Raw genomic sequence first — 19,260 nt, 5'->3', positions numbered from 1 at the left:
AATTAAAGATATGCTTAGATCAAAAAAGAATATAAAAAAACAGACTAATGATAGTCTGTTTTTTTTATATTTTATGAAGATATTTATCCTTTATCCGCACCAGCCGTGATTCCGTTGACGTAGAATTTTTGCATGATGACAAATAGGATTGTGATTGGGATGGCGATGATAACACAGCCTGCGATAAATTGTGTGAAGAAGGCTGTGGCAGCTCCTTTTTGCGAGTGAACCATGCTATATAAACCATAGGCAATTGTAAAGGTTTCTGGATGGGCTTGGTTATTTCCTAAAATGATTCCAGAAAAGATGAAGTCTGTCCATGGGGCGATGAATGCCATTAAAGCAGTATAAACAATGATTGGGCGAGAGAGAGGCAAGGTGATATGCGTGAAAACTTGCCATTTGTTTGCTCCATCAATTGTTGCAGCTTCATCAATTGAACGTGGGATGGTGTCAAAGAAGCCTTTAGCGATGTAGAAACCTAATCCAGCTCCACCAACATATACCAATATCAAACCACCGAGGTTTAACATGTTCATTGCTTTTAAAATATAATAAAGAGCAATCATTGACATGAATCCAGGGAACATTCCAAGAACGAGGGCGATTTGCAAGAATGGTTTACGGAAAGCAAAACGTAAACGAGAAAGTGTATACGACATGATAATCGTAATAAATGTAGAAAGTGTAGCAGAGATAACGGCTACGATAAAGGTGTTAATAATCCATGAAACGAAGGGGAAACTACCACTTTTATTTTGGAAAAGTTGGATATAATTCTCAAAGGTAAATGTTTTTGGGATGATTGTTGAGACAAACCCTGTATTGTTTTGAGTCAGACTGGCTAAGACAATCCAAATAATAGGGAAAATCCAAACAATTGCTAAGAGAGCGAGTAGAATATATCTCAAACTTAATGAGATACGGCGTTGCGTTTTATAAGATTTCATTTCAATTAGCCCTCCTTAAATGCATTTGTACGACGGTATGCTACTAATGAAATAGATGCATTAACAATGAAAATCAAGATACCAAGAACTGCGGCTGCGTTGTAGCGTTGTGTTTGACCGAATACGAGGTTGTAGAGCCAAGTAACAAGAAGGTCGGTTGAACCTGCGCCTTGGTAATTTGGATTCATTGGCCAACCACTAGTCAAGAGGTAAATAACGTTGAAGTTATTGATATTACCAATAAACTGTTGAATCAATGCAGGAGTCATAACAAAGAGAATCTGAGGGAAAGTGATAGAGCGGAAGATGTTCAAACTATTTGCTCCGTCAATACGAGCAGCTTCGATTTGATCTTGGGGGAGATTTTGGATAATTGCAGTAGACACAAGCATTGAGACAGGGATACCAATCCACATATTAACAAAAATTACCGTAATCCGTGCGACCATTGGGTCAGAAGCTGCACCAATAAAGTTTATTGGATTAGAAATAAGATGAAGATTCATCAAGATTCCATTTAAAGCTCCTTGTTGGTCCAAAAATTGTGCCATCATCAATAAGGTTACAAATTGTGGAACGGCAAATACGATAACAAAAACGGTTCTCCAGAATCCTTTAAATTTAATTCCAGTAGATTCAATGAGAAGAGCTAGTAATACACCTCCAAGGAATGTTGTAGCTGTTGCAACAATTGCCCATACTAAGGTCCATCCCAAAACTGGGAAGAATGTGCCAGCTAAATCACCGGTTAAAACATTAGCAAAAGCTTGGAATCCAGTCCATGAGAAAGCAGTAGCATGAAGGCGATCATAGTTTGTGAACGCCATTGAAATCATATATACAGTAGGTAAAACGGTAAATGCTAGAACACCAATCAATGGAACAGCCATCAAAGTTGCATAAAGTTTTTCGTCAAGTAAAGAAGCGAGTTCTTCTTTATTTGTTGGGATATGTTTACCTTCTCGTTTTAAATAATAAAGATGCTTATTTGAGCGGTAGTTGAACCAATAAAGCAGTATAAATAAAATCACAACAAGACAGGCAATAAGTCCCCAAAGTAGAATTAAAACAGAGTTATCTGGTTGCAAAGTTTGTGGAAAACCAGAGGCATCGGTAATTGTTCTTTTTATTTTATTTGGGCCTAAGCTACTAAGAAGAGAGAAGGCACTGATTCCAGAGAAAAGAAGCCAGCCAATAAATGCAATTTCAAGAATTAAAAGTGTGAAGCCTTTTACCCATTGTTTATTTTTAATTTGGTTCAAACCCATAACAAAGAAGGTTAATTTTGTTACTGTGTCCCCTTTTGAGAAAACTTCGCCTAATTTAATTGATTTTTCTTCAGGAGAAATCGTGCTTTCAGTGAGTTTTCTTTTTTTCTTTTTAGTCATAATATTTCCTTTAAAAATTAAGAGGTTAGGCTGAAGGAGCCCAACCTCTTATTCACATATAACCATTAGATTGTCTCTTATTTAGAGATGCTGTCTTGGAATTTTTGTAATTGAGCTTGATAGTCAGCTGGTTTGATAGAGCCAGTGTAAGCACCGTTCATCAAAGGACCAGCATTATTCCAGAAAGTTGCCATTTGTGGAAGTTTAGGCATTACTACAGAATTTCCTTCTTTAGACATTGTAATAACTGCTTTGGTAACGTCTGAATTCTTCACAGCGTCATTCATTTGAGCGTCGTTGTTTGTAGGAACATCTCCTTGAGAATTAAAGAGTTTCAACTGAGCAGATTCACTTGAGAGATATTGAGCAACTGTTTGAGCAGCAGCTTGACTCTTAGAAGCTGAATTGACTGCAAATCCTTTAATACCTTGGAATGATTGGAGTTGTTTAGCTTGTCCATCAATGTTGATTGTTGGGTAAGGAGCAACTGCGAAGTTATCACCTAAAATCTTTTTAATGTTAGCAGTATCCCAAGGACCGTCAAACATGGCAGCAACTTTACCGGCTTGGAGTTGATTTAAGGCATTAGTTGTTTGAATTACATTTTTATTTGATTTTTGTGCAGCAATCCATTCAAGTGCTTTAACACCATTTGCCGATGCAACGTCAGTAGATTTCACATCTTCGCCTGATTTACCGAAAAGGGTTGTGCCAGCTGTAAAGAATACTGGATAAGAGTAGTAAGGGTCGGTGTAGTTAGCAGCAAATCCAGCTTTAGCAGTCATTCCTTCCCAAGTTTTGACATCGTCAGCTGACAATTTAGACTTGTTATAGAAGAGGACAAGAGATTCTGTTGATTTAGGGAATGCATAAATCTTGTCTTTGTAAGTTACACCATTAACAGTGACATCAGAGTTGTCTTTTTTGATTTCGTTAGCGAATTTTGTAGCAACTGGATTGATATAACCTTTATCAGCCATATCACCAAGTTGGTCATTTGGTACAGCGAAGACGTCAGCATATTTAGAAGGGTCTTTTGCGATATCTACTTTAGCATTTGCTGAACCAGATGCATTGGCAATAATTTGAACTTTAAGGTCTGGGTATTTTGAAGCCAATCCTTTAGCAACGTCTGTATATGTTGCTTTTTGTTGTGTGTCTACATAAACACGAACTGTTCCTTTAATGCTGTCTGAGCTAGAAGATGATGATTTGTTAGAACTTGCTGATGAACCGCAAGCTGCGAGGGTTGCGAGGGCGAGTACAGATGCTCCACCAAGAGCAACTTTTTTCCATGATTTCATTTTGTGTTTCCTCCTAATGAAAACGGTTTATTTTATACACTCCTCATTTTACGCAACCGTTTGCTTTTTGTCAAGGAAAAAAATATTACATTTTGATTACTTAGAAATTGGTTTATACCGACTTTTCAGCGTATTCTTTAGAATGAAAAATAAATGTTTTAAAAAATAATATACGAAAATTGTCGCAAACGGTTGCGTCAATGAAAGCGTTATGATAAAATATGATTAATGTGAGATTTATCTTCTCCAGATGTGGTGGAAATGACACTATCGAAAAGCGACGGAAAAGCTGCTTTTCGCTGTCCTTGAGATTAATTGAAAATAGTTTAAGACAGTACAGCCATCAAAAAAATTTGGAGGTTCTATTATGAACAAAGCTGCAATTTATCATCGTCCTGAGTCGGAATTTGCTTATCTTTATGCAAAGAATCTGATGCATGTTCGTCTGCAAACACAAAAATCTGATGTGGAAAAAGTCGAATTATTTTATGGCGATCCTTATTCGTGGGAAGGGCTTGATAACCCTGAAACACAGTATTGGGCTAGTCAAAAAGTAGAGATGAAAAAGTATCTTTCTACTAATATTAGCGATTATTTTGAGGCCGAAATTACTGTTGCAACGAAACGCGTAGATTACTTATTTGTCATTACAGGTTTGGATGGAGAAAAAGTAGTTTACACAGACCAAGGAATGTTTGATTATGACGAGAGCTTGGTGACTAAAAAATATGGGGCTTTCCGTTTGCCTTATTTCCATGAAAGTGATCGTTTTAAAGCACCTGAATGGGTCAAAGAAACGGTTTGGTATCAAATTTTCCCTGAACGTTTTGCTAATGGGGACACGAGCAATGATCCTGAGGGAACAAAAGCTTGGAATCCACAAGATGTTCCTGACCGTCAAGATTTTTATGGGGGAGATTTGCAAGGGGTGATTGATCATTTGGAACATTTGACTGAACTCGGTGTGAACGGCATTTACTTTACTCCTATTTTTCAAGCTTTTTCTAATCATAAATATGATACAGAAGATTATATGGAAATTGATAAGCAATTTGGGGATAAGGAATTGTTTAAAACTTTGGTGAAAGAAGCACATGCGCGTGGTATTAAAGTCATGTTAGATGCGGTCTTTAATCACATCGGAGATACGTCTGCTCAATGGCAAGATGTATTGAAAAATCAAGAAAAATCAAAATTTGCGGATTGGTTCCATGTTAATAGTTGGCCAGCAACTTATACTCCGACTGATGATTTTGAAAATGCTGAAAATGCAACTTATGATACTTTTGCCTTTACTCCACACATGCCAAAACTCAATACGGCTAACCCAGAGGTTGAAGCTTATCTTTTAAAAGTAGCTGATTATTGGATTTCTGAGTTTGATATTGATGCTTGGCGTTTGGATGTGGCGGATGAAGTGGATCACACTTTCTGGAAAAAATTCCGCACAACTTGTGACGCGGCAAAAGATGATTTTTATATTTTAGGTGAGGTTTGGCATTCTGCGCAACCTTGGTTAGTTGGCGATGAGTTTTCTGCCGTTATGAACTATGCTTATACTGATGCGATTAAAGATGGTTTGATTACGAAGAAGATTTCTTTGGAACAAATGGTTTCTAATATTAATACGCAACTGACATTATACCGTAAGCAAGTGAATCAAATGATGTTTAATGTTTTAGATTCTCATGATACACCCAGAATTTTGACTGTTGCAAAAAATAATAAAAATTTGATGAAATTGGTTGAAACATTCACCTTCATGCAACCAGGTGTGCCTTGTATTTATTATGGAGATGAGTATGCGGTGACAGGTGGAATGGACCCTGAGTGTCGTAAGGTGATGCCTTGGGAAGAAAAAGATCAAGATTTAGAGATGTTTGAATTCTTTAAAAATCTGATTGCTTTACGCAAACAATATCAAGGAATTTTAAGTGATTCAGAAGTAGAATGGAAAATCGTAGATTCAGAAAATGGCATTGTGAAATTTGAACGTGGATCTTTGAAAGCTATTTTCAATATTGGCGAAAAACCGGCTTATTTTTCAGCTGATGAAGTGGTTTTCTCTAATTTGGTTGACCAAAATAATATTTTACAATATGGTTTTGTAATCTATAAATAGAAAATTGATTCTGTCAGTTCACTGCGACCGAGGGAGTCATTGAATCGGTAAATAAAGAAACTATCGGCTTTGCTGATAGTTTTGTCAGTAAAAATTGCTGACAGAATCTTTGGTTTAGTGAGTATTTTACTGACGGGATTAACTTATAAAGCTGTCAGTAAAATTTTAATTGAGTTTGTTCTCCTATATCCTAGGAAAATAGGAGAATGAACTCACATCTTAATGGAGGAGTTAATATGAAAGAAAATTGGTGGCAAAAAACAGTCGTTTATCAGATTTATCCGCGTTCTTTTATGGATGCTAATGGTGATGGTATTGGTGATTTGCAAGGAATTATCTCTAAATTAGATTATCTTGAAAAACTTGGGATTGGTGCAATTTGGTTGAGTCCAGTTTATCAATCGCCAATGGATGATAATGGTTATGATATTTCTGATTATCAAGCAATTGCTGATGTTTTTGGAACGATGGCTGATATGGATGAATTGCTCAAGGAAGCTAAAAAGCGAAACATTCAAATTGTTATGGATTTGGTAGTTAATCATACTTCTGATGAACATAAATGGTTTGTGGAAGCTAGAAAATCAAAAGATAATGCTTATCGCGATTATTATATTTGGGCTGATGAACCCAATGGTTTGCAATCTACCTTTTCTGGTTCTGCTTGGGAATTTGATGAGGAATCGGGCCAATATTTCCTTCATCTTTTTAGCAAGCGTCAGCCAGATTTAAACTGGGAAAATCCTCAGGTTCATCAAGAAGTTTATGACATGATGAATTTCTGGATTGATAAGGGAATCGGCGGTTTTCGCATGGATGTGATTGATTTGATTGGGAAAGAAATTGACCAAGAAATCACAGGAAATGGGCCTAAATTACATGAGTATTTGCATGAAATGAATCAGGCAACTTTTGGTCAGAAAAATCTATTGACCGTGGGTGAAACTTGGGGAGCAACACCAGAGATTGCGGAGCTTTATTCTGACCCTAAACGTCAAGAATTATCAATGGTTTTCCAATTTGAGCACATCACAAATGCTTATCTTGATGAGGGCGAAAAATGGGATAAAAAGGAATTTTCAGTTTCAAAACTTAAAGAAATTTTAGCCAAATGGCAAGCTTTAGAAAAAGGTTGGAATTCACTTTTTTGGAATAATCATGATTTACCACGGATTGTCTCAAATTGGGGAAATGACGGGAAATATCGTTTGAAATCAGCTAAAGCTTTTGCGATTTTATTGCATTTGATGAAAGGAACGCCTTATATTTATCAAGGTGAAGAGCTTGGAATGACGAATTATCCTTTTGAATCAATTGAAGAAGTCAATGATATCGAGTCACGGAATATGTTTGCTGAACGCTTAGCTGCTGGTCATTCTGAAAATGAAATCATGGATTCAATTCGTCGTGTTGGTCGTGATAATGCAAGAACACCGATGCAATGGACGGCTGGAGAAAATGCAGGTTTTACTGATGGAAAACCTTGGCTCGCTGTCAATCCTAATCATGAAGAAATTAATGCTGATCAAGCCATGAGTGATCCTGATTCTGTTTTTTATACTTATCAAAAGTTGATTGAACTTCGTAAACAACATGATTGGGTCATTTATGGGGACTTCAAGTTGATTGATTCTGAGGCTGAAGTTTTTGCATATTTGCGGACTTATAAGGGCAAGAAATATTTGGTCGTTGCCAATTTATTTGATGAAGAAAATCAATTTAAAACAGGATTTGTCTGTCGTGATTTAATGATTCACAATGAAAATTTCCTGCCTGAACTTTCTCAGATTAAATTAAAAGCTTGGGAAGCCTTTGCTTGCGAAGTGGAATAGTTAAAGCGCAAAAGGGTGAGGTGAAAATGAGCGAATTTAAAAGAATGGTTGCTGGTGAACTCTATAAAGCAAGTAAAGTTGAACCAGAATACAAACCTGATAATAATCGAGCATTAAATCAAGAAATTAACCAACTCAATCTGCTTGATACAGAAAAAATTGTGGCACTTGAAAAAGAACTTTTTGGTCAAACTGGCGATGCGTTATTTGTAAATCCACCGCTTTACATCGACTATGGTAAAAATACAAGAATTGGTCAGCGCTTTTATGCCAATATGGACTGTATTTTTCTGGATGTTGCACCGATTACGATTGGCGATGATGTGATGTTTGGACCTCGCGTCAGTCTGATTACGGCTTCTCATCCAATAGATGCCGGAGTTCGACAGCGTGGACTAGAATATGGAAAAGCAATTACGATTGGTGACCGAGTTTGGCTTGGTGCAGGAGTAATTGTTAATCCGGGCGTTACGATTGGCGAAAATACAATTGTGGGTTCGGGAACGGTAGTGACAAAAAATTTGCCAGCAAATGTGATTGCAGTAGGTAATCCAGCACGAATTCTTCGCGAAATTACTGATTCTGACCGACTTTACTGGGAAGAAAAAGAGAACGAATATTATGAAAAATAAGCTTTTACTTCTGTCAGTAACTTTACTGGCGACGTGTGCTTTAAGTGCTTGTCAAAAAGCAAATTCAAAAGATTCATCAGTAAAAAAAGCGGCTGTCAGCCAAAAGGTTGATAGAAGTTTGTATCGTAATTTTTATGAAATATTTACGAGTTCATTTGCCGATTCAAATCATGATGGCGAAGGTGATTTAAATGGGGTCACGCAACATTTAGACTACTTGAATACTGGAAAATCCAATTCTACAACGGATTTGAAAGTGCAAGGACTTTGGATGACACCGATTTTTGCTAGTCCTAGTTATCATGGCTATGATGTCACTAATTACGAAAAAATTAATCCTAAATTTGGGACAATGGCTGATTTTGAAAATCTGATTGCTCAAGCTAAAAAACGAGGAATTGCTGTGATTTTAGATATGCCATTTAACCACACGGCGACTGATAATGTTTGGTTTCAAAAAGCACTAGCTGGCGACAAAAAATATGTGGCTTATTATAATTGGTCGAACACGGCAAAAGAGGGTTATAGTTTAGCCAGCAATGGCAAATACTATGAGTCAGAGTTTGATAAATCCATGCCTGACCTCAATCTTGCCAATCCTGAGGTCAAAAAAGAAATTGCTAAAATCACGAAATTTTGGTTAGACAAAGGTGTTTCTGGCTTCCGTTTGGACGCTGTCGGTTTTTATTTCTCAAATGATGATAAAAAAACGACGGCCTTTACCAAATGGCTGACAGACACAGTCAAAAAGCAAAATCCAAAAGCCTATTTAGTGGGTGAAGTTTTTTCAACGGCTTCGGCAATTGATGATATTTATCAGTCAGGCATTGATTCATTATTTGACTTTCCAAATGCTTTGCAATCGAGTTCAAGTCCAATTAATTCAGCTTTAGTCTTAGGTGAAGGTTCTTTATTTGGTCAACAAATGGAAGCATGGGACCAAGAAATTCATGCGGATAACCCGAAAGCCATTGACGCTCCTTTCTTGAGTAATCATGACACAGACCGGTCAGCAACCCTTTTAAGCTCTTTATCCATGCAGAAAATGGCTACTCAAACTTATCTTTTGATGCCGGGAAATCCATTTATTTACTACGGTGAGGAATTGGGGCTGACAGGTTCTGGCATTGACCAAAATAAACGTTTGCCAATGCCGTGGAATGCTGCTGGGACAGATTCTCCAAAAGCGGATATTTCTGTGCCAGGCGCGACAGAAATTGCCACAACTGACGGAGGTTCAGTAGCTCAACAAGAAGCCAATCCAAATTCACTGCTCAATTGGTACAAAAAAATCTTGCGGGTCAAAGCAAAATATCCTGAAATTGCGACTGACAGATTGAAAAATATTTCTGTCAGTGAAGAGAGCTTGTCTGTCATTAATTATGGGAAGGATTTGACTATTATCAATAATTTTTCCGATACAGAAAATGTGACAATAAAACTCCCAAAAAGCGTTGTTGGGACAAAAATCACTGACCAACTTTCTGTCAGTAGTTCTCAAGCAAAATTAACTGATGGAAAATTGACAATTCCAGCTTACAGCACCGTTATTTTGAAAAAATAAATAAGTTCAGTTTAGGGACTTTAAAAATGAAAATGTAAAACTATGAAAAAAATAAAAACAAATGATTTTCACAAGATGGTAGGTTATCAGATTTATCCAAAATCTTTCAAAGATACCAATGGAGATGGCATTGGCGACATCAATGGCATCATTGAAAAAATTCCTTATCTACGTGAATTGGGGATTGATTTTATCTGGATAAATCCAATTTACAAGAGTCCACAAGTTGATGGGGGCTATGATATTTCTGATTATCAAGTCATTGATGAAATGTTTGGCTCACTTGAAGATTTTAAAAAATTACTAGATAAAGCGCATGAAAATGGCTTGAAAGTCATCATGGATTTGGTAGTCAATCATACATCAGACCAACATCCTTGGTTTTTAGAAAGTCAAAAATCAAAAGATAATCCTTACCGTGATTATTATTTGTGGGAAGACGCTAGCCCTAACCAAATGCCAAATGATTGGATTTCCTTTTTTGGTGGTTCAACTTGGGCTTATGATGAAAAAACAAAACAAGCTTATTTTCACGTTTTTGCCAAAGAACAGCCTGATTTAAATTGGAAAAATCCCAAAGTTCGTCAAGAAATTTATGACATGATTCGCTGGTGGTTAGATTTGGGAATAGATGGCTTCAGATTAGATGCGATTTCACACATTCAAAAAATGCCATGGAACTATAAAATTAAATCTTGGAAAGGCGACGGTCCGTGGGTGCCTTTCATGAATGTTGCTGGGATTGAAACATATATGTCAGATTTGAAAGCTATTTTTGATGAATATGGTGCTTTGACTGTTGGGGAAGCTTCAGGGGTTCGCTCCAAGCAAGCGCCCGATTGGACTGATGAAGCTGGCTATATCAATATGATTTTTGAATTAGAGCATAATCTTAGAAAAGCAACTGACAACAGCCAAGGAGATATTTATGGCTATAAAAAAGTCATTATGCGTTGGCAAGAAGATTTGCTTGAACGAGGTTGGAATGCTTTGTATATTGAAAATCATGACCAACCAAGAAGTATTGATACTTTTGGCGATGGTTCAATAGAATCGGCAAAAGCGTTGGCTGTCAGTTATATGCTCTTAAGAGGAACGCCTTTCATATATCAAGGGCAGGAATTTGGAATGACTAATTTTCCATTTACTGATGAAAAGCAATTACGAGCTGACGAGATTAAAAAGAAGTATGAAATGTTAATGACAGAATTGTCAGCAAAGCTGTCAGTTCCTCAATCTGCCGATTCAACAGCTTCCGTTGGTCGCGTTGAACTAACGGAACTGTCAGCAAATCAAGCACTAGCAGAAGTCACCCAAAATAGTCGTGAGCACTCAAGAACACCAATGCAGTGGGACAATTCTAAAAATGCAGGATTTACAAGTGGACAAGCTTGGATGGAAATGAATCCAAATTTTTCTGTTATTAATAGTCAAACTAATCAAGAACTCATTGAACTTTATAAAAAATTGATTGAATTACGGCATCAAGAGCCAGCGATTTCAGAGGGTTCAATTAAATTTCATTTTAAAAGACATCCTCAAGTTTTAGTTTATGAACGAGCTGAATTTTTAATTATTGTCAATTTGGCTGACAAAAAAGCTCATTTAGATTTTACAAAAATTGACAGTTTTACTGACAGCTCTGCTGAAAGTTCTGTCAGTTCAGTGCGACCAAAGGAAGCCACTGAATCGGTAGATAAAAGAACTGACAGCTCTGCTGGAAGTTCTGTCAGTAATTATCAACAAGTCTTGGGCAGTTCAAATCAAAAATTTCAAGAAAAAATGGTTCTGTCAGCCTGGGAATATCGGGTTTATAAAAAATAGAAGGTGAGAACAAGATAACACTATGAAACAAATCAAAAGAATTATGGGCATTGACCCTTGGAAAATCACATCAAATCAGATTGAAAAAGAAGACCGTCGTTTGCAAGAATCGCTTACTTCTATTGGAAATGGCTACATGGGAATGCGCGGAAATTTTAGTGAAACTTATAGTGGCGACAGTCACCAAGGAACTTACATTGCAGGGGTTTGGTTTCCAGATAAAACACGTGTAGGCTGGTGGAAAAATGGTTATCCTGAATATTTTGGTAAAGCAATCAATGCCCTCAATTTTGCTTCTGTCAGAGTTTTTATTGATGACAAAGAAGTTGATTTAGCCGCAAGTCACGTGACTGATTTTAATCTGTCGCTTGATATGGAAAAAGGGATACTCACTTATACTTATGTAGCTTATGGAGTACGTGTGACTGCCGAAAGATTTTTCTCAATTGCTCAACAAGAACTTGCGGTTTTTGCTTTCATGTTTGAAAGCATAGATGGTGAAATTCATCAAATCCGTACAGCCTCAATTATTGATGCAAATGTTCGTAATGAAGATTCCAACTACGATGAAAAATTTTGGACAGTAAAAAACCTTGATAATACAGCTACAGGTTCATTTATTGTCACCGAAACAATTCCTAATCCATTTGGAGTTGAACAATTTACGGTAGCAGCTAAACAAAGCTTTGCAGGCGATTTTACTCGAGTTAAGCAAGAAACAAGAGAAAGTTCTGTTTTAGATGTTTACGAAGCAAAATTAATAGAAAATGCACCACTCACCTTTATCAAAAATGTTTTAGTTGTCACAAGTCGTGATATTGAACCCTCGAATTTAACAAAGGTGCTATCAAATTTGACCCTTGAAATTTCTAAGAAAACATATCATGAATTTTATAAAGAACAAGAAATCGCTTGGAAAAAACGTTGGGAAATTGCTGATGTACAAATTGACGGTTCAGCAGAAGCTCAACAAGGGATTCGCTTTAATCTTTTCCAACTTTTCTCTACCTATTACGGCGAAGATGAACGTTTAAATATTGGCCCTAAAGGATTTACTGGAGAAAAATATGGCGGAGCAACTTATTGGGATACAGAAGCCTATGCCGTTCCATTATACTTGGCACTTTCGGATGAAAAAGTTGCTAAAAATCTTTTAAAATATCGTCATAATCAATTGCCACAAGCACAACATAATGCCCGTCAACAAGGACTTAAAGGTGCTTTGTATCCAATGGTTACTTTTACAGGTGTTGAATGTCATAATGAGTGGGAAATTACATTTGAAGAAATTCACCGTAATGGAGCAATGGCTTATGCGATTTATAACTACAGCAACTACACGGGAGATGAAACTTATCTTGCTCATGAAGGCTTAGAAGTTTTGATTGAAATTGCTCGTTTTTGGGCAGACCGTGTGCATTATAGTAAACGAAATGATAAATACATGATTCATGGAGTCACAGGCCCAAATGAGTATGAAAATAATATCAATAACAACTGGTACACTAATAAATTGGCAGCTTGGGTTTTGACTTATACTGCTGAAAGTTTAGCGAAATATCCACGCCCAGATTTAATTGAAGGAGCTGAAACTGCTCACTGGTCAGAAATTGTGGATAAAATGTATTATCCAGAAGATGAAGAATTGGGTATCTTTGTTCAACATGATGGTTATTTAGATAAAGATTTGACTCCAGTGGCTCAACTTGACCCTAAAAATCTTCCATTGAACCAAAATTGGTCTTGGGATCGAGTGTTACGTAGTCCATATATTAAGCAAGCAGATGTGCTTCAAGGAATTTATTTCTTCGGCAATCAGTTTTCATTAGCCGAAAAACAACGAAATTTTGATTTTTATGAACCATTAACTGTTCATGAAAGCTCACTTTCTCCATCCATTCATGCGATTTTAGCAGCAGAGCTTGGCATGGAAGACAAGGCTGTTGAAATGTATGAAAGAACAGCTCGTCTTGACTTAGATAATTATAATAATGATACAGAAGATGGACTTCACATCACATCAATGACTGGCTCATGGTTGGCGATTGTTCATGGTTTTGCCCAAATGAAAACTTGGGATGGTCAATTAAGTTTCGCTCCATTTTTACCACAAGCATGGACGGGTTATGCCTTTCACATTAACTATCGCGGACGTTTATTAAAAATTTCTGTTGGTCAAGAAGTGAAACTTGAATTATTACGTGGCCAAGCCTTGAATCTTGAAATTTATGGTGAAAAAATTGAGTTAAGAGATTTTTATGTTACAAAAACAAAGTAATTTGATATCTTTAAATGACTTTTTTATCAAAAATCTAAAAAATAGTTGAAAATTAATCGAAAATTTGGCAAAATAAAATTTCAGAGTGTCAAATAAAAGAAAGAGAAAGGAGCGCTGAGTTGAGCTGGGTTTAGCTAGTCTCAAGTGAAAATATGGCAGTTACAATTAAAGATGTTGCAAAAAAAGCTGGTGTTAATGCCTCAACGGTCAGTCGGGTCATTAAAGATAGTTCAGAGATTTCAGATAAAACAAAAGTAAAAGTTCGCAAAGCCATGCATGAATTAGGTTATCGAAGGAATGCAGCGGCTCAGATTCTAGCTTCGGGAAAAACAAATACAATTGGTGTTGTTTTCCCGCCTGTTGCTGACAAAGCGAGCCAACCTTTCTTTATGAAAATATTGACCTCAATCAATGAAACAGCTCGTGACTACGATGTTTCAATCGCTATTGCGACTGGGCATTCAGCTAAAGAGTTGAAAAAGCAGATTGAACTTCAATATTCAGAAAAGCGTGTCGATGGATTTATCGTGCTTTACGCTGGAAAAAATGATGAAGTTCGCGATTATTTATTAGAAAATAAAGTTCCTTTTGTTTTAGTTGGAACTCCGGCTGAAGGAAAAAATGAAATTACCCATGTGGATAATGATAATATGCTGCTTGGACGCGAGGCTGTTCGTCATTTAGCACAATTAGATCATCAAAATATTTCATTTGTGACCGATACGAAAGAAACAGAAGTTTTTGAAGAACGTTATCAAGGTTTTAAAGATGAATCCGAGAAACTTGGGCTCAATCATGACCTCTTGTTTATGGATGCTAATTTTTCCTTGCGAAACGAAACAGCTCTTGTAGTTATGGATGATGTCTTATCTTTAAAAGTTGTGGAACGTCTAAGAAGTCAAGGTTTAAATGTTCCAGAAGATGTGAGTTTAATTACTTACAACAACTCTATCTTTGGAGCAATGATTCATCCTTATTTAACAACGTTTGACATTCATATTGAGCAATTAGGGGCAAGTGCAATTAAGAAAATCTTGGATTTACGAGATAAGAAAGAAAATTTGCCAGAAAAATCAATTATTCCTTTTGAATTAATTATTAGAGAATCAACAAAAGCTAGAATTTAAGTTCTAGCTTTTTTAGTTTTGTTTAAGATAAGGTTAAGCCTAGTACAAGACAAAAATATGATAATAGTGTAAAATAATAGAAAGGGATGGGCGCAGTTTTATTGACTTTCCAAGCAATTTAACTAAAAATAATTTATAAATTATGAGCCCTAAAAAATGTGAAAAGGGATGGATTCAATGATTAAAATTTTATTAGTGGAGGATGATTTATCACTCTCAAAATCTGTTTACGATTTCTTAAAATCATTTGCGCAAGTCAAGCAGGTTTATGATGGAGTTGAAGGACTCTATGAGGCAGAATTGGGAATCTATGATTTAATTTTGCTTGATTTAATGCTTCCAGAAAAGAATGGTTTTGAAGTCTTGAAGGAATTACGTGAGCAAAATGTAGATACGCCAGTCTTAATCATGACTGCTAAGGAATCTTTGGATGATAAAATGCACGGATTCGATATTGGAGCAGATGATTATTTAACAAAACCTTTCTATTTAGATGAACTCAAAGCACGTATTCAAGCACTTTTGAAACGGACAGGTAAATTAGAAGATTCAAACGGTTTAACTTATGGAAATATTCGTTTGAATTTATCAAATAAATCAACTTTAGTTGATGATCAACCTGTTGATTTAATCGGAAAAGAATTTGATTTAGTCGTTTATTTAATGCAAAATCAAAATGTTATTTTGCCAAAAGAGCAAATTTTTGACCGGATTTGGGGCTATGACAGTGATACAACAGTAACTGTTGTTGAAGTTTATATGAGTAAAATTCGGAAAAAATTGAAAGATACAGAATTTGTCAATAATCTTTCAACCTTGCGAAATGTTGGCTATATCCTGAGATAAAATTTTACTGACAGCTTATTGTATAGAGGTGAAAGTCATCTATAAATTAATAAATAAGTTCTGTCAGTAAATCTATCTAGAAATGAGACCTCTTTGAAGAAAATAATTAAAAAAGTTAAATCTTCAGCTATTGTAAAAAATGATGGGAAAAATTTCCTTCATTTTTTTCTAGCTTTTACAGTCATTTTTGTTGCTTTAGCCGTGATTATTATTCAAGTCATGCAATTAGGAATGTATCGAGCGACTGACCAAAATTTACACAATTTGGCTCAAAACCGAGTCTTTTTGATAGAAGCGGCGAATAATCAATTAGGAATGAATAATTCGCAAGATAGTGGCTATTACGGCCCCAATAATAGTGTAATTTTTTATGATTCAGAGGGTAAAAGTTTCATACCTTCAGCAGGCTCAAATGCAAATATAAGTACAAACTTTGGCATGAGCCTTCTGCAAAAAACAATGAAATTTAACGAAAATCAAATTAACACTATTCAAACTGTTTCTGTAAAAAATCCTTATGGAGATAATTGGCACTATCGTTATCTGACAACATCACAATTTATTATTACAAATACTGATGGAACAGTAACACCGGTTTATGCACAAATTTTTTCAAACGTTGACCAAATTCAAGATGCCATGAGCCGAGCCATGTGGGTCATTGTGACAACAATGATTACTTTCTGGCTTCTGTCAGTAATTATTAGTTTGTATCTTGCAAATTGGACATTGAGACCTATCCTGGCTGCTTATGAAAAGCAAAAAGAATTTGTTGAAAATGCTTCACATGAATTGAGAACACCTCTGGCAATTTTACAAAATCGTCTAGAATTACTTTTCCAAAAGCCAACAGCAACAATTATTGATGAATCAGAAAATATTTCTGAAAGTTTATCAGAAGTTCGTAATATGCGTTTATTAACAAGTAACTTACTGAACTTAGCTCGTCGAGATTCTGGAATCAGAATTGAACCAGAGGCGACTACGACAACTTATTTTGAGAATATTTTTAATAGCTATGAAATGCTTGCTGAAAACGCAGGTAAAAAGTTTTCAGGCCATTTGAAATTAGATGGAACGGTTAATTTGGACCAAGCCCTGATTAAACAATTGCTAACCATCTTATTTGATAATGCCCTTAAATACACGGGTGATGAGGGTGAAATCTCTGTAGATGTTCAAAAAAATGGGGGATTTTTAGTTTTTGCTGTCGCCGATAATGGTGAAGGAATTTCTGATGAAGATAAGAAAAAAATCTTTGACCGCTTTTTCCGAGTAGATAAAGCAAGAACGCGTCAAAAAGGTGGCTTAGGTTTGGGTCTTTCTCTGGCCAAACAAATTGTTGAAGCTTATAATGGGAAGATTACAGTTGAAGATAATAAACCTAAAGGTACAAAATTCATTATTAGAATTCGTGTGGATAGCACAATTTCAAATCCTGCAAAAATTTTCCAAAAGTTGTAAAATATGATAGGAAAAAATTACTGACAAATTATGATAAGATAATAGTAGCATCCAAATTATGACAATTTTGTCAGTCGATTTACTAGTTTTTAAAGACAATTTCTGTCAGTAAATAACTAAGTAAATCTAAAAAGGAGAAAATCAGAGATGTCAGTGTTAGAAAAAATAGACAGCCCAGCGGATTTAAAAAAAGTATCAAATCAAGAACTAGAAGAATTAGCTTCAGAAATTAGAACAGCAGTTCTTCATAAAGTATCAAACATCGGTGGACACGTTGGCCCAAACTTGGGTGTGACCGAATTAACAATTGCCCTTCATAAAGTTTTCAATTCACCAATTGATAAGTTTATTTGGGATGTTTCTCACCAAACTTATCCACATAAAATTTTAACTGGACGTAAAAATGGATTTACTGATGGACATTTCCATGACATCACACCTTACACCAGTCAAAGAGAATCAGAACACGACTTTTTCACAGTTGGCCATACCTCAACTTCAATTGCTAATGCCTTAGGTTATGCCAAAGCGCGTGATTTGACAAATGACAAAGGCAACATTGTTGCGGTCATTGGTGACGGTTCACTTTCTGGGGGACTTGCTATGGAAGCCCTCAATAATGCCGGAGATTTCAAAGGAAACCTCATTATTTTAGTTAATGATAATCAAATGTCAATTGCTGAAAATCATGGAGGACTTTACCGTAACCTTGCCGAACTTCGGGCGACAAATGGTCAAGCCGAAAATAACTTCTTTAAAACTTTTGGCTTAGATTATAAATATCTTGCAAATGGAAATGATATTGAATCTTTAATTCACCTATTTGAAGAAGTAAAAGATATCGACCATCCAATTGTCCTCCATATTCATACTGAAAAAGGGCGCGGTTATCAACCAGCTCTTGAAAATAAAGAAGCTTTTCACTGGCACATGCCTTTCGATTTAGAAACTGGTCAATCAAAAGTGATTGATTCTGGTAAATCTTATAGTTCAGTTATGTTGGATTACATGGATAAAAAAGTTTCAGAAGGGCTTCCTCTTGTTGCCATCAATGCAGCAATTCCAGGAATCTTTGGACTGAAACAATTTGCAGCTAAATATCCTGACCGTTATATTGATGCAGGAATTGCGGAGCAATTTACCATTACTTTTGGAGGTGCAATGGCTGCGGCAGGTGCTCGTCCAATTATTTTCCACAATTCTACTTTTGTTCAACGGGCTTATGATCAATTTTGGCATGACTTAGCAATTAATGAAGAACCAGCAATTGTTATTGTTAAAGGTGGAGTTATTTCAGGTTCAGATGAAACACACCAAGGCTCATCAGCCATGACTTGGATTTCAAACATTCCAAATATCAAATATCTTGCTCCAACTTCTGAAGAAGAATTTATTTCAATTCTTGATTGGGCTCTTGAGCAACATGAAGAACCAGTTGTGATTCAAATGCCAGAACACGGCTTAGAATCACGTCCGACTGTTCTCACAGATTATTCAACCCCTTCATATCAAATGACAAAATCAGGCGAAAAAGTTGCCCTCTTGGCACTTGGTGGTCTTTATTCACATGGTGAAAAAGTAGCTAAAGTTTTGGCTGAAAATGGAATTAATGCAACCCTAATAAATCCACTTTTCATCAACGATTTGGACCAAGCTTTCCTTGAAAACTTAGTTGAAAATCATCAAGTTATTGCGACGATAGAAGATGGAATTCTTGACGGAGGATTTGGTCAAAAAGTTGCTTCCTTCCTTGGTAAGTATGATGTTAAAGTTTTGAACTTTGGTGCGAAACGTGAATTTAATGATTCTGTTCCAGTGACAGAACTTTACAATCGTTATCATTTGACACCAGAACTTATGGTTGCTGATATTCTTAGTCTTTTGAAATAAAAATTTACTGACAGATGTTCCAAAATATTTCTGTCAGTA

General features: G+C 36.0%; 13 protein-coding genes. 10 read left to right on the top strand and 3 right to left on the bottom strand.

Features of this window, described 5'->3' with window-relative positions; all coding sequences use genetic code 11:
- Positions 1-83: 83 nt before the first annotated feature.
- The 3 genes from ACRYLU_RS08260 to ACRYLU_RS08250 all read right to left on the bottom strand — a co-directional run bounded on the left by ACRYLU_RS08260 (position 84) and on the right by ACRYLU_RS08250 (position 3,642).
- Positions 84-950, bottom strand: coding sequence for a sugar ABC transporter permease (locus tag ACRYLU_RS08260; RefSeq protein WP_015426871.1), 867 nt, complete (start codon positions 948-950; stop codon positions 84-86).
- A 5-nt stretch (positions 951-955) separates the two neighbouring features.
- Positions 956-2,338 carry a carbohydrate ABC transporter permease gene (locus ACRYLU_RS08255; RefSeq protein WP_023189703.1) on the bottom strand — a complete coding sequence of 461 codons (1,383 nt, stop codon included), beginning with the start codon at positions 2,336-2,338 and terminating at the stop codon, positions 956-958.
- Between the two features lie 77 nt (positions 2,339-2,415).
- On the bottom strand, positions 2,416-3,642 hold the full coding sequence (locus ACRYLU_RS08250; protein WP_015426869.1) for an extracellular solute-binding protein: 1,227 nt from the start codon (positions 3,640-3,642) through the stop codon (positions 2,416-2,418).
- Positions 3,643-4,009: 367 nt separating this feature from the next.
- On the opposite strand from ACRYLU_RS08250, the gene ACRYLU_RS08245 reads away from it, so the two are divergent.
- The 10 genes from ACRYLU_RS08245 (at position 4,010) to ACRYLU_RS08200 (ending at position 19,221) form a co-directional block, all read left to right on the top strand.
- A complete protein-coding gene (locus tag ACRYLU_RS08245; RefSeq protein WP_278227724.1) occupies positions 4,010-5,764 on the top strand; it encodes a glycoside hydrolase family 13 protein in 1,755 nt (584 codons plus the stop codon).
- A gap of 236 nt (positions 5,765-6,000) precedes the next feature.
- Positions 6,001-7,596 (top strand): glycoside hydrolase family 13 protein, encoded by a 1,596-nt coding sequence (locus ACRYLU_RS08240; RefSeq protein WP_445081383.1) that lies wholly within the window; start codon positions 6,001-6,003, stop codon positions 7,594-7,596.
- A gap of 26 nt (positions 7,597-7,622) precedes the next feature.
- The gene (locus tag ACRYLU_RS08235; RefSeq protein WP_058205416.1) at positions 7,623-8,228 is read left to right on the top strand and encodes a sugar O-acetyltransferase; all 606 of its coding nucleotides are present in this window, start codon (positions 7,623-7,625) and stop codon (positions 8,226-8,228) included.
- Positions 8,218-9,792, top strand: coding sequence for an alpha-amylase family glycosyl hydrolase (locus ACRYLU_RS08230; protein ID WP_445080856.1), 1,575 nt, complete (start codon positions 8,218-8,220; stop codon positions 9,790-9,792). The genes ACRYLU_RS08235 and ACRYLU_RS08230 overlap by 11 nt, the downstream gene beginning before the upstream one ends.
- 42 nt (positions 9,793-9,834) lie before the next feature.
- A complete protein-coding gene (locus ACRYLU_RS08225) occupies positions 9,835-11,616 on the top strand; it encodes an alpha-glucosidase (RefSeq protein ID WP_445080855.1) in 1,782 nt (593 codons plus the stop codon).
- A gap of 22 nt (positions 11,617-11,638) precedes the next feature.
- The gene (locus ACRYLU_RS08220) at positions 11,639-13,894 is read left to right on the top strand and encodes a glycoside hydrolase family 65 protein (protein WP_445080854.1); all 2,256 of its coding nucleotides are present in this window, start codon (positions 11,639-11,641) and stop codon (positions 13,892-13,894) included.
- 152 nt (positions 13,895-14,046) lie between these two features.
- Positions 14,047-15,021 carry a LacI family DNA-binding transcriptional regulator gene (locus ACRYLU_RS08215; protein WP_058205412.1) on the top strand — a complete coding sequence of 325 codons (975 nt, stop codon included), beginning with the start codon at positions 14,047-14,049 and terminating at the stop codon, positions 15,019-15,021.
- A gap of 177 nt (positions 15,022-15,198) precedes the next feature.
- On the top strand, positions 15,199-15,867 hold the full coding sequence (locus ACRYLU_RS08210) for a response regulator transcription factor (RefSeq protein WP_021722129.1): 669 nt from the start codon (positions 15,199-15,201) through the stop codon (positions 15,865-15,867).
- 93 nt (positions 15,868-15,960) lie between these two features.
- On the top strand, positions 15,961-17,331 hold the full coding sequence (locus ACRYLU_RS08205; RefSeq protein WP_098393333.1) for a sensor histidine kinase: 1,371 nt from the start codon (positions 15,961-15,963) through the stop codon (positions 17,329-17,331).
- Positions 17,332-17,478: 147 nt separating this feature from the next.
- Positions 17,479-19,221: a 1-deoxy-D-xylulose-5-phosphate synthase gene (locus tag ACRYLU_RS08200; protein ID WP_038601639.1), complete on the top strand. Its 1,743-nt coding sequence runs from the start codon at positions 17,479-17,481 to the stop codon at positions 19,219-19,221.
- Positions 19,222-19,260 lie beyond the last annotated feature (39 nt).

It is taken from the genome of Lactococcus sp. KTH0-1S, from assembly GCF_052544945.1.
This window is presented reverse-complemented; position numbering and strand designations above follow the sequence as displayed.